The following is a 12359-nucleotide window of genomic DNA, read 5'->3' as shown; positions in this document are numbered from 1 at the left end:
GTTCCTGCGTGCTCGAGCGGCAAGCATGCTGGCGTGCGACTTCTTCCACGTCGACTGCGCCGTCACGTTGAAACGGGTGAAGGCTGCGGTCGGACGGTCGCGGGTAGCCCTGCACGGCGATCGCCGAGGGGGCTCAGCGCACCTGTTCGGCCTTGAACTGCATCCGCGGCGCCGCGTAGAACTCCTGGGCCTGCACCAGTCGCAGTTCGCGCTCACCGGAGCGGTGAGTCAGGTCGATCAGGTCGAAGACGCTCGACGCGGTGCGCTCCAGCGCCAGCGCCGCGTCGTTGGTCTGGACGTAGTGGGCGGTGAACAGCGCGGCCGTGACGTCGCCGGACCCGTTCGCCTTGAACGGTAGGTGCGGGGTGCTCACGAGCCACGCCCCGGCGGTGTCCACGACGAGCATCTCGATCGTGCCCTGCTCCCGGTCGGGCCGCTCGACGCTCGTGACCAGCACGGTCGACGGGCCCATCGCGCGAGCGAGGTCGGCCGACGCCAGCGTCTCCTCGACGCTCGTGGGCTCGGTGCCGGTGAGGAAGCCCAGCTCGAACTGGTTCGGAGTGATGATGTCGGCCACCGGCACGACCCGGTCGCGCAGCAGCACGGGGATCTCGGGCGCGACGAAACAGCCGGACTTGGCGTTGCCCATCACCGGGTCGCACGCGTAGAGCGCTTCCGGGTTCGCGGCCTTCACCCTGCGCACCGCGTCGATGATCACGTCGGCGATGCCGGTGCCACCCTGGTAGCCGGACAGCACGGCGTCGACCTGCGGGAACACCCCGCGTTCCTCCACGCCGAGCAGGATCTCGGCCACGTCCGACGGCGGCAGGAGCGGACCGCGCCACGCGCCGTACCCGGTGTGGTTGGAGAAGTTCACCGTGGGGATCGGGACGACCTCGACCCCGATGCGCTGCAACGGGAACACGGCGGCAGAGTTACCAACGTGACCGTGGGCGACGACCGACTGGATGGACAGAACCTTCATCCGCCCACCCTAGACGGACACCTGACCATCGCCGTGCCACCGAGCCTGGTCGAGGCGGCGCTGCAGGCGAGACCTCAGTCTTGTGCGAACACGACCGCTCGACGCGCGTCAAGTCCTCGCGGCCGCTGCACAAGATCCGCAGTGGGGGGATGGGCACACAAGCAGCTGCAACAGCGCGTTGAAGACACCGTCAAGCACAACGTGAAGCAAGTGGCCGAAGAAGTCGAACGGCTCGTGCGCGAGGTACGGGCCAAACTGGTCGTGCTCGCCATCTGAGCCACGTCGATGATCTTGGCCTCGAGTGGGTTGATGCCCGCGGCGTGAATCTGCAGCAGCACGTTGTGCTCGCGCACTTCGGGTTCCGGCATCTCGCCTGCACGCAGGTTGCCGCCATCGCGTCCGGAACGGTCGACGATGAATGCCTTCATGACCGTGTCTCTCCTATGTGGATGGTGAGCCGGTCATCCGGTTGAGCGGTCGGAGGCTGTTGCCGAAGGCTCCGGCGGGCGCGATGCGGCGGAGCACGGCGAAACGTCCGGCGGTGGCTCCCGCCAGGTAGCGCGACTCGGGTTTCGGGTCGGCGGCGGCGATCACTTTGGCGACGACCGTGGGTGTTGTCGGACGTGGCCGCACGCGCAGGACCCGGACGACCTCGACGTGCGGACAGCGGTCACCGGACTCGTCGCTGAAACTTCCGGTCGTCGATCAGTTCGTGCGTACTGAGCTGAAAGCCGGGCGCGGCGGACTTGTCACCGTCGTTCGGTCCGGCCGCGTTTCGGCACCCACACTCCGCAGGCCGCGCCAGTGGTCCACAGGTTCGACAGCTGCTGACATCGACTATGGTCTCTGTCATACTCCTGAGACGAGAGAAGGTGTGATGAGCGGTCAGGTCAGGCGAGGCACCAAGCAGCGGATGCTGGACAGCGCGGTGCTGTTGCTGCGGGAACGTGGCGCGGCTGGCGTGACGGTCGATGCGGTGCTGGCGCACAGCGGTGCGCCGCGGGGTTCCGTGTACCACCATTTCCCCGGTGGCCGGAACGAGATGGTCCTGGGCGCGGTCCGCCAAGCGGGGGACTACATCGCCACCATGGTCAGCGACTCGGCGGCTGAGGGCGACGTCCAGCAGATGGTGGAACGCCTCGTCGCCTTCTGGAAGCGAGCGCTGACCAAGACCGACTTTCGGGCGGGATGCCCTGTGGCCGCTATGGCCATGGGCAGCCGCGACCTCGTCCCTGACGCGGGTGAGGTGGTGCGCGAGATCTTCGCGCAGTGGCAGGCGAGTCTCGCTGAAGCCTTGTCCGCCAGCGGTTTCAACACACAACACGCACATCGGCTGGCGACGGTGGTCGTGTCCGCCATCGAGGGAGCGATCATTCTCTGCCGCGCACACCGTGATCTGGGCCCGCTCGACGACGTGCTCGTCGAAATCGCGCCCCTTCTGGAGCGACGAGACTAGGAGCCTGGCCCATGTGGAAACCCAGCGCCTGCATCCTCTGTGAATGCAACTGCGGGATCGAAATCCTCGTCGGTGAGGACGGCCGGTCGTTCGACAAGATCCGCGGCGACAAGCTTCACCCCGCGTCGGCCGGCTACACCTGCAACAAGGCGCTGCGTCTGGACCTGCACCAGAACGGCGACACCGGTCGGATCACGCACCCGTTGCGCCGGCGGCCGGACGGGAGTTTCGAGGAGATCGACTGGGACACCGCGATCAGTGAGATCGCGGCGCGGCTGGGCGAGGTCCGCGACACCTTCGGCGGGGAGACGATCTTCTACTACGGTGGCGGCGGCCAGGGCAACCACCTCGGTGGCGCGTACTCGCCGGCCACCTTGGCGGCCTTCGGTGCCCGCTACCGCTCCTCCGCGCTCGCGCAGGAGAAGACCGGCGAGTTCTGGGTGAACGCCCGCATGCTCGGCAGCATGACCCGTGCGGACTTCGAGCACTGCGAGGTCGCGCTGTTCGTCGGCAAGAACCCCTATCAGTCGCACGGCTTCCCCCGAGCCCGGTCGGTGCTCAAGGACATCGCCAAGGACCCGGCCCGGTCGATGATCGTGATCGACCCCGTGCGGACCGAGACAGCGGAGCTGGCCGACTTCCACCTCCAGGTCCGGCCTGGCACCGACCTCTACCTGCTGACCGCGTTGGCCGCTGTGCTCGTGCAGGAGAACCTGATCGCCACGGACTGGCTCGCCCAGCACGCGGACGGCCTCGGCGCCGTCACCGAGGTCCTGCGGCAGGTGCTGGTCGGCGACTACTGCGCCATCGCCGACGTCGAGGAGACGCTCGTGCGGGCGGTCGCGGCCCGGATCGCCGCCGCGGACTCCGTGGCCGTGTTCGAGGACCTCGGCGTCCAGATGAACCGCGACTCCACGCTCGTGAGCTACGTCGAGAAGCTCGTCTGGCTGCTCACCGGCAACTTCGGCAAACAGGGCGCCCAGTACGTGCCCTCCAGCCTGGTACCCATCGGCCGAGATCGCGGGCACGCCGACGGCGAGGGCCCGCGCAGCCCGGTCGCGGGCGCACGGATCATCAGTGGTCTGGTGCCGTGCAACGTGATCGCCGAGGAGATCCTCACCGACCACCCGGCCCGCTACCGGGCGATGCTGATCGAGAGCGCCAACCCCGCGCACTCCCTGGCCGACTCGGCGCGGATGCGGGAGGCGCTCGCCGCGCTGGAACTCGTGGTCGTCATCGACGTCGCGATGACCGAGACCGCGCGCCTGGCCGACTACGTGCTGCCCGCGCCGACGCAGTTCGAGAAGTTCGAGGCCACGTTCTTCAACTTCGACTTCCCGCGCAACATCTTCCACCTGCGGCACCCCGTCGTACCCGCACCGCAGGGCGTGCTGCCCGAACCGGAGATCCACGCCCGGCTCGTCGAGGCGTCCGGCGCGCTCACCGAGGCCGACTACGCACCGCTGCGTGCCGCTGCGGCCAACGGACGGGCCGAGTTCGCGATGGTCTTCCTCGCGGTACTCGCGGATCCGGTGAAGCGGCGGCTCGCATCCGTCCTGTTGTACCGCACGCTCGGCCCGACGCTGCCGCACGACGCCTCAGCGGCCGCCGTGCTGTGGATGGCCGCGCACGAGTGCGCCCGCAAGAACCCGGCCGGCGTGGAGAAGGCCGGCTACGGGTCCGGCATCGAGGCGGGGGAGCGGCTCTTCGACGCGATCGTCAACGGCCCCCACGGCGTGCACATCACCGACGACGAATACGACGCGTCCTGGCAGCGCCTGCCCGCCGACCGGATCAACCTCGCCGTGCCGGAACTGCTCGCCGCAGTCGCCGCACTGCGGGACAGGCCCACTCCACAACAGGATCCAGACTGGCCGTTCGTGCTGTCCGCGGGAGAGCGACGCGCGTTCACGGCCAACACGATCATGCGTGACCCCAGCTGGCGACGGCGCGATCCGGACGGCCGCTTGCGCATCAGCACGACCGACGCGACGCGGCTGGGCGTCACGACAGGCGACCGGGTCAGGCTCACCACGCGGCGCGGCACCGCCGACGTGTCTGTGGACGCCACGGACACCATGCGTCCCGGCCACATCTCACTTCCCAACGGCCTCGGGCTCACGGTGCAGCAGCGCACGGGCGTCGCTCCGAACGAACTGACTGCCGCCGAGGACCGTGACGAGTGGGTCGGCACACCTTGGCACAAGCACGTGCCGGCCCGCCTCGAACCACTCGGACCGGAGTTGGGGTGATGATCCGGATGAGCATGAACGTCACGATCAGATGGCACTGCCGCCGCAGCAGCTCACCCTGAAGCTGACCGAGTCGGCCTTCGCGCACGATGCCGCGCTGACCGTGCTGGGTTCGGTGCGCGAACTCGGTGTTCGCGTCGCACACCGCGCTCCTGAGGATTCCGGTGGTCACTCACCCCGGTACTGGCAAACGGCCTGATCCGCGACTGAACACCGTTGCCCGGAGATGGGTTTCAGCCAGCCGTGGTGGCGGTCGTGGACATCGCGTCGAGCAGGTGGACGATCTCCTCGGCACACCCCCAGGACAGCGTCACACCGGAGCCGCCGTGGCCGAAGTTGTGCAGGATCCGAGTGCCCACCTGGTGCTCGAGCCGGACGCCCTGGTGCCGCATCGGCCGCAGTCCCGCCCGAACCGTGCCGTTGCTGTACAGGGAGACGTTGCGCAGCACGGGGAGGAACTCCTGGCAACGGGCGAGCATCTCGCGTACCGGCGCGTGGTTGTCCAGCGTGAGGTCCGTGTCCCACTCGTTCGGCTCCACGAGTCCGCCCAGGACGAGCCGATACCTGCCGCGCGGCACGATGAAGATCATGTTCTGGGGGCCGTAGGCCGAGTTGTGCGCCATGAGGTGGGCGCTGCCGATGCGCGGCGCCAAACCGCCGTCGTTGTGCGCGTAGATGAGCGCGCCCCGCAACGGATACATGGACTCACCGCTGAGCTCGATCGCGCCGAGCCCGGCGCAGTTGACGATGAAGTCCACGCCGAACGCCGCGAGCAGACCCGGCTGCTGTGCGAGGAGATCATTCTCGATGCGGGCGCGCACGACGACGCACCCGGAACTGGTGACCTGCCCGTAGAGCCAGCGCAGGTACACGTCGGTGTCGATCATCGGGGCGAGGTGGGTGTAGGCGTCGGCGACGTTCGCGGAAGGGTTGACGCCGTTGCGCTCCGCGAGCGAGGCGTCCCACTGGAAGCCGCGGACGTGCTGTGCGAGCTCGAGCATCTTGCGGTGCTCGAGCGGATTGGCCTCGATCGGGCTGCGGAAGTAGAACACCGCGGGCCGCACGTGCACGCCGCTGTGCGCGTGCCCGGCTAATCGCTGGAACCGCTCGTACGAGGTCAGGCACCACGCCTTCGATCGTTCCAGTGACGCCTCGTCGCCATGATGTCCGCACACGGCGGGCGGCCACTCCCACAACGCGCCGGCGGTCACGGAGGTGATGTCGGGGGCGAACCTGTCGGCGGCGATCACCACCTCGTACCCGGCCCGGCGGGCGCAGAGCGCTGTCGTCAGCCCTGCCACACCCGCACCGATCACCAGGATTCGCGGCTTCATGCCGTCTCCCTCACTTCGCTTTGGTTGCCTTGAGCTGCACGAGCGGTGACTCGAACAGCGGCCGCACGACGGTCAGGCCGCCGGGCGCGCCGGAGTCCGGCTTGCTGAGGTACGACTGCGTGCTGGACGGCCTGCCCGCGTGCGAGAAGTGCAGCGGCGCGGTGATGCCGAGCGTGTCGACGTCGGTCGTGTCGTGAAACGCGCGCAGCACGCCCTCTCTGGTCAGATCTCCTGTCTCACAGGCCTTGTCGAGCACTGCGGTGAACGCGAGGCCGACGGCGTACCCGTCGACGACGGGACCCGACGGCCGGACGCCGGGGTACTTCGCTCGGAACGCCTCGGCGGCGGACCGCGCGCCGGGCACGTCGGCCGACAGCGGCGCGGTGGACGACATCACGAGGACGCGGCTGTCTGTGATCACCGGGTCGTAGCCGACGACGTGCACCAGGAAGGGCACGTCCCAGTTCTGGGCGGCGGCGATCGCGAGCCGTGTCTGGCTCGAGGTCGTCGTGATCACGACGGCCTGCGCCTTGGCCGCCCTGAGTGCGGCGATCTGCGCCGTGACGTCGTTGGTCGTCCCGCCGATCGACTGGGAGACGACCGTCATCCCGGACTTCGCCGCGAAGAAAGTGCTGCCTTCCAGCGCGTTCTCGCCGTAGTCGCCCCGCAGGTGCAGGTGCCCGATCACGGAACCTTCGCGCAGCACGCCCTGCTGGCGGAGGTGGTCGAGCCCGTTGATCACGTCGATGTCGTAGGTCGCACCGACGATCATCATGTGCGGGTTGCCCAGCAGCGCGGCCGACCACGACGCGGGCGCGGCGAGTGCTCTGCTCTGCATGAGGTCCGGGCCGATCGCCGCGGTCATCGGCGCACCGGTGATGTCGAGGAAGCCGAGCACCTGCGGTTCCAGCTCGAAATAGGCGGACATGGCGCGGTCGACGTCATACCCGTGATCCTTGACGTGCAGCTGGACCTGGCGCTCGCAGACGCCGCCCTGCGCGTTGCGGCCGGCGAAGAACAGCTCGTACCCGGAGATCCTGGCCGACGCCTGCGCCTTGAAGGGTCCGCTCAGGTCGGACAGCACGCCGAGCTCGATCGCGGTGTCGGAAACCCCTTGGCCGGTGCGGACGTGCGGTTGGTGGGGTGCGGCGCCGCAGGCGGACAACAGGAGAACGGTGACGACAGCGGCACCGTTGCGGAAATCCGGCCGGCACCTCATCGGAGCTCCCGCTTGAGAATCTTGCCGGTGGCCGTCATCGGCAGGGCGTCGCGGAACTCGACGATGCGGGGGTACTTGTAGCTCGCCATGTTCTCCTTGCACCACGCGACGAGCGCATCCTCGGTCACCGCGGTGTCCGGCTTGCGGATCACGAACGCCTTGACCTCCTCGCCGTGGCTCGCGTGCGGTGTGCCCACCACGGCCACCAGGCTCACGTCCGGGTGGGTCATGATCACTTCTTCGAGCTCGCGCGGGTACACGTTGAAACCGCCGCGCACGATCATGTCCTTGGCGCGGTCGACGATGAAGTAGTAGCCGTCCTCGTCTCGCACCCCGATGTCGCCGGTGCGGAACCAGCCGTCGCGGATCACCTCGGCGGTCGCTTCCGGGCGGCCGAGGTAGCCCTTCATCACGTTGTGGCCGCGAATCGCGATCTCGCCCGCCTCGCCGTCGGGCACCTCGTTCCAGTCCGCGTCGACGAGCTTGACCCGCACGCACCACACCGGCTGCCCGATCGAACCGGGCTTCACCTCGCGGCCGGGATGGTTGAACGTGGCCACCGGCGACGTCTCGGACAGGCCGTAGCCCTCGCGGATCTCCACGCCGTAGACCTTGTGCACCTGTTCGAGGATCTCCACCGGCAGCGCCGCGCCGCCAGACACCGCGATGCGCAACGAACCCAGGTCGTAGCCCGACGCGTCCGTGCTCACCAACGCCCAGTACATCGTCGGCACACCGGCGAAGAACGTCACCTGCTCCCGTTGCATCGACTCCAGCGCGTCTCCGGGCGTGAAACGCGGCAGCAGCACCAGAGTCGCCCCGGCGGCGAAGCCCGAGTTCATCTGCACGGTCTGGCCGAACGAGTGGAACAACGGCAGCGTCACCAGGTGCACGTCGTGGTCGATGGTGCCGAAGAGCTTGTGGCACGTCAGGGTGTTCAGCGTCATGTTGGCGTGGGTCAGCTCGGCGCCCTTGGGCGTGCCGGTGGTGCCGCTGGTGTAGAGCACGACCGCGGTGTCCGTGGCCTCGACCGGGACCGCCTCGAACTCTGCGGGTTGATCGTCCACGAAGGACGCTTCGAAGAAGTACCCGAGGCCAGGCGCCGCATCGAACCCCGCGCGGGCGTCGGGAGTGCCGCCGAAATACGCGCGAGCACCGGAGTCGATCAGGTGGTAGGCGATCTCGCGCGGCTTGAGCAGGATGTTCAACGGCACCACGACCGCACCGGCCTTGAGGATGCCGTAGTAGATCACCGGGAACTGCGGGAGGTTCGCGCACGAGAGCGCGACCCGGTCACCCGGCCGGATGCCGGACGCCACCAGCAGGTTCGCCACCCGGTTCGCGGCGGCGTTCACCTCGGCGTAGGTGAGCCTCGTGTCACCGCACACCACAGCGTCGCGGGCGGGCCACTGCTCGGCCGCGGTCTCCAGCATCATCGCGAGGTTCAGCACTTCGGTTCTCCTTCGGTGAGGAAGTCGTGGATCAGGGGGACGAGTTCGCCGGCGTGGGTCAGCAGCGCCAGATGACCGCCACCGCGCACGACGTGCAGACGTCCACGCCTCAGCAGCCGAGTCATCACGCGGGCGTTGACGAGCGGGATGATCGGGTCGTCGTCACCGGCCACCACCAGCACCTCCTGCCGCAGCAACTGCAGGTAGTGCGCGCTGGTCCAGCCGATACCGGCGGCGATCTGCCAGTAGTAGCCGCGCGGGTCCGGTGCCCTGGTGTGCGTGGCGAACCTGGCCGCGACCGCGGGGTCGGAGCCGAAGCCGCCGCCGTAGATGCGTTGTCCGGTCTCCTTCATGTGCCGGGGACCGAAGTACCGCAACGGACTCGCCAGCGTCAGCAGCACCGACGGCCGGGCGGGCACCATGACCATGCCCATCGACGTCGCGCACAGCACCACTCGGCGGCAGAGCTTTCCGTTGCGGCGCGCGAACTCCTGGGCCAGCGCACCGCCCCACGAGATGCCGAGCACGTCGACCTGGTCGTGGCCGAGTTCGGTGACGAGCCGCCCGAGCGTCCTGGCGAGTGCGGGCATCCGGAGTGGCAGCAACGTGGTCGGGGAGCCGCCGGTACCCGGTGCGTCGAACCGGATCACCGGAATCCGGCGACCCTCCACGAGCTGCAGTGCCTCGACGAGCGGGTCGAGGAGTTCGAGGTTGGCGCCGATCCCGTTGCACACCAGCAGCGGCACGCCTTCGCCCGGTGAGACGTCGACGTTCATGCGAGCACGTAGCTGCCCGGCGCAGCCTCGATCGGCGCGTGCTCGTGGCTGCCGAGCGTGACCGGCGCCGCGATGAGCGAGCAGGAGCGTTCGGTCAGCCACTCGACCCACCGCGGCCACCAGCTGCCCGCGGCCCTTTCCGCACCCTGCTGCCACTCCCGCGCCTCCTGCGGCAGCTCGGCGTTGCGGAAGTAGCTCGCCTTGGGGTTGCCGGGAGGGTTGAGGATGCTCTGGATGTGGCCGGAGTTGCTGAGCGTGAACTCGACGTTGCCACCAAGTCGTCGTGCTGAGCGGTAGCAGGCGTCCCACGGCGTGATGTGGTCGGTCGTGCCCGCCATCACGAACGCGTCGGCGGTGATCTTGCCCAGGTCCAGCGGAGTGCCGTCGAGCACCACCTCGTCCTGGTGCGCCAGCGCGTTGTCCCGGTAGATGTCGATCAGCTGACCGTGGAACGCCGCCGGCAACCTGGTCGTGTCGTTGTTCCAGTACAGGATGTCGAACGTCGGCGGCTTCTTGCCCAGCAGGTAGTTGTTGACCCAGTACGTCCAGATGAGGTCGTTGGGGCGCAACAGGTTGAACAACTTGGCGAGCTCGCGGCCGTCCAGCACCCCGCGGACGTGTGAGTGCCGCTTGGCCGCCGCCAGGGTCTCCTCGCTGGCGAAGATCCCGAGCAACGTCTTGTCGTCGGCCATGTCGAACACGCTCACGAACAACGTCAGCGCGTTGATCACCGGCTTCCCCCGCGCGGCGAGGTACGCGGCCAGCGACACCGACGCGATACCACCGGAGCAGGCCCCGGCGAGGTTCACGTCCGGGCTGCCGGTGATCTCGCGGACCGCGTCGATCGCCTCCTCCATCGCCAGCACGTACGTCGAGAGATCCCAGTCGCGGTGCTCGGCCGTCGGGTTGCGCCACGAGATCACGAACACCTGGAAACCCTGCTCCAGCGCGTACTTCACGAGGCTCTTCTGCGGCGACAGGTCGAAGACGTAGAACTTGTTGATCTGCGGAGGCGCGATGACCAGCGGTCGGGCGCGTACCTGCTCGGTGACCGGCTGGTACTGGATGAGCTCCAGCACCTCGTTGCGGAACACGACCGAGCCCTGTGTGGTGGCCAGGTTGCCGCCCACGCTGAACCCGTCGGTGTCGACCTGGCTCGGGAACCCGCCGTTGCGCCGCACGTCACCGGCGAAGTGACGCACACCCTCGACCGCGCTCTCGCCGCCGGTGTCGATGAACCGCTTCACCGCGGCGGGGTTGAGCGGCAGGTTGCTCGGCGCCAGCGCGTCGAGCCCGAGCGAGAGCACGAACCTCGCCCGCTCCCGGTCCACATCGGACAGTTGGGTGCCGGCGAGCCACGCGTCGAGCTCGGCCTCGGCGGCCAGGTAGACGCCCATCATCCGGCAGTACAGGAAGTTCTGCCGCCATGCCGAATCGGTGAACCGGCGGTCCTTCGGGCCGGGCGTCAGCTCGCCACGGCCGCGAACGGCGTCGACCGCGGCCGAGGCCAGGTGGCGCAGGCTGCCCGCGAGGTGACCGGGGTGCTTGGCGGCCTCGAGGACGACCGTGCGCAACGAGTCGAGCACGTCCTTGCGCCGGAAGCCGACCACGGGGTTGGGACCGCCGATCGCGTCGACGGCCACTGCGTTGGTCATGACACGTCTCCTCGTCAGACGAAGCGGACTGGCCGGTGATCGCCCGGCCCACGATGAGGGTGTTCATCTCGCGCGTGCCCTCGTAGGAGTGGATGGCCTCGGCGTCGGCGACGAACCGGCCGACCTCGTGGTCGAGCAGGATTCCGTTGCCGCCCATGAGCTCGCGGGCCATACCGACCGTTTCGCGCATCCTGCTGGTGCAGAACGCCTTCGCGAGAGAGGCCTGCTCCTCGGTCATCTTCCGCGCGTCCTGCAACCGTGAGAGCTGCGCGACCATGCACAGCGACGAGGTGATGTTGCCGAGCATCCTCACCAGCAGGTCCTGCACCAGCTGGAACCCGCCGATCAGCCGCCCGAACTGCTCGCGCTCCTTGGCGTAGGCCAAAGCACGCTGGTAGGCGCCTGTCGAACAGCCGACCGCCTGCCAGGCCACGGAGTTCCGGGTCATCCGCAGTACAGCGGCGGTGTCGGCGAACGACTGAGCGTTCTGCAGCCGGTTCGACTCCGGTACGCGGCACCCGGTCAGCGTGATGTGAGCGTTCTGCACCGTCCGGAGCGCGATCTTGTTCTCGATCTTGACCGGGCTGAAGCCCGGGGTGCCCTTCTCGACGACGAAGCCCTTGACGTTGCCGTCCTCGAGATCCTTCGCCCAGATCACCGTCAGGTCGGCGAAAGTGGCGTTGCCGATCCACTTCTTCTCGCCGTCGAGCACCCACTCGTCGCCCTCGCGGCGAGCGGTGGTCCGCAGGCCGCGTGCCACCGCGGAGCCGACCTCCGGTTCGGTCAGACCGAACGCGCCGATCTGCTCGAACCGGCGCATCGCGGGCAGCCAGCGCTGCTTCTGCTCCTCCGAGCCGCACAGGTCGATCGAGCCCATCGCGAGCCCGGTGTGCACGCCGAAGAACGTCGCGAACGACGGGTCGGTGCTCGCCAGGGCCAGCGTGACGAACCCGTCGAACAGGCTGGTGCGCCCGGTCAGGCCGAGCTTGCCCAGCGGCTCGATCAGGTGGTGCGGGAACTTCTCCCGCGCCCAGTGCCAGTTCGCGACCGGGGCGACCTCGGTGTCGAGGAAGTCCTTCAACCGCGCGAGCAGTTCGAGATCCTCGGTGGGCAGGTCGTCCGCCAGCCGGTAGAAGTCTCCCGAGAAGGAGTGGTCTCTTGCGTCCATGCCCATGATGTTCGGCGGGGGCGCTGGCTGGCGGCCCTGTCCAAAGTTAGGTTTGGGGTTGTG

Annotated in this window: 11 protein-coding genes and 1 pseudogene; 4 read left to right on the top strand and 8 right to left on the bottom strand. The window is 68.5% G+C overall.

The window, feature by feature from the left end; all coding sequences use genetic code 11:
* Positions 1–133: 133 nt before the first annotated feature.
* On the bottom strand, positions 134–985 hold the full coding sequence (gene pdxY / locus ABZ345_RS36310; protein WP_359859022.1) for a pyridoxal kinase PdxY: 852 nt from the start codon (positions 983–985) through the stop codon (positions 134–136).
* Between pdxY and ABZ345_RS36305 the strand changes: the two genes are divergently transcribed.
* Positions 944–1261: a Vms1/Ankzf1 family peptidyl-tRNA hydrolase gene (locus tag ABZ345_RS36305; RefSeq protein WP_359859020.1), complete on the top strand. Its 318-nt coding sequence runs from the start codon at positions 944–946 to the stop codon at positions 1259–1261. The genes pdxY and ABZ345_RS36305 overlap by 42 nt on opposite strands.
* Before the next feature lie 165 nt (positions 1262–1426).
* Here ABZ345_RS36305 and ABZ345_RS36300 read toward each other — a convergent pair whose 3' ends face one another.
* A complete protein-coding gene (locus ABZ345_RS36300; RefSeq protein WP_359859018.1) occupies positions 1427–1618 on the bottom strand; it encodes a hypothetical protein in 192 nt (63 codons plus the stop codon).
* 244 nt (positions 1619–1862) lie between these two features.
* Here ABZ345_RS36300 and ABZ345_RS36295 point away from each other — a divergent pair, with 244 nt between their 5' ends.
* Genes ABZ345_RS36295 through ABZ345_RS36285 form a run of 3 tightly spaced genes read left to right on the top strand, consistent with a single transcriptional unit; the run spans position 1863 to position 4892 of the window.
* Positions 1863–2441 carry a TetR/AcrR family transcriptional regulator gene (locus tag ABZ345_RS36295; RefSeq protein ID WP_359859016.1) on the top strand — a complete coding sequence of 193 codons (579 nt, stop codon included), beginning with the start codon at positions 1863–1865 and terminating at the stop codon, positions 2439–2441.
* A gap of 11 nt (positions 2442–2452) precedes the next feature.
* Positions 2453–4693 carry a molybdopterin-dependent oxidoreductase gene (locus ABZ345_RS36290; RefSeq protein ID WP_359859014.1) on the top strand — a complete coding sequence of 747 codons (2241 nt, stop codon included), beginning with the start codon at positions 2453–2455 and terminating at the stop codon, positions 4691–4693.
* A gap of 31 nt (positions 4694–4724) precedes the next feature.
* On the top strand, positions 4725–4892 hold the full coding sequence (locus tag ABZ345_RS36285) for a hypothetical protein (protein ID WP_359859012.1): 168 nt from the start codon (positions 4725–4727) through the stop codon (positions 4890–4892).
* 34 nt (positions 4893–4926) lie between these two features.
* Here the strand turns inward: ABZ345_RS36285 and ABZ345_RS36280 are convergent, their stop codons facing one another.
* From ABZ345_RS36280 to ABZ345_RS36255, 6 genes and pseudogenes are all read right to left on the bottom strand, one after another.
* Positions 4927–6027: an FAD-dependent oxidoreductase gene (locus ABZ345_RS36280; RefSeq protein ID WP_359859010.1), complete on the bottom strand. Its 1101-nt coding sequence runs from the start codon at positions 6025–6027 to the stop codon at positions 4927–4929.
* Between the two features lie 10 nt (positions 6028–6037).
* A complete protein-coding gene (locus tag ABZ345_RS36275; RefSeq protein ID WP_359859008.1) occupies positions 6038–7246 on the bottom strand; it encodes an ABC transporter substrate-binding protein in 1209 nt (402 codons plus the stop codon).
* Positions 7243–8697 (bottom strand): long-chain fatty acid--CoA ligase, encoded by a 1455-nt coding sequence (locus tag ABZ345_RS36270; RefSeq protein WP_359859006.1) that lies wholly within the window; start codon positions 8695–8697, stop codon positions 7243–7245. Before ABZ345_RS36270 ends, ABZ345_RS36275 begins: the two co-directional genes overlap by 4 nt.
* Positions 8691–9473: an alpha/beta fold hydrolase gene (locus tag ABZ345_RS36265; protein WP_359859004.1), complete on the bottom strand. Its 783-nt coding sequence runs from the start codon at positions 9471–9473 to the stop codon at positions 8691–8693. Before ABZ345_RS36265 ends, ABZ345_RS36270 begins: the two co-directional genes overlap by 7 nt.
* Positions 9470–11128 carry an alpha/beta fold hydrolase gene (locus tag ABZ345_RS36260; RefSeq protein ID WP_359859002.1) on the bottom strand — a complete coding sequence of 553 codons (1659 nt, stop codon included), beginning with the start codon at positions 11126–11128 and terminating at the stop codon, positions 9470–9472. Before ABZ345_RS36260 ends, ABZ345_RS36265 begins: the two co-directional genes overlap by 4 nt.
* A 22-nt stretch (positions 11129–11150) precedes the next feature.
* Positions 11151–12302: pseudogene (locus ABZ345_RS36255) on the bottom strand (acyl-CoA dehydrogenase family protein); the annotation flags it as partial.
* Positions 12303–12359: the final 57 nt, after the last annotated feature.

This window comes from Lentzea sp. NPDC005914 (genome assembly GCF_040629405.1).
Lineage (GTDB): Bacteria > Actinomycetota > Actinomycetes > Mycobacteriales > Pseudonocardiaceae > Lentzea.
This window is presented reverse-complemented; position numbering and strand designations above follow the sequence as displayed.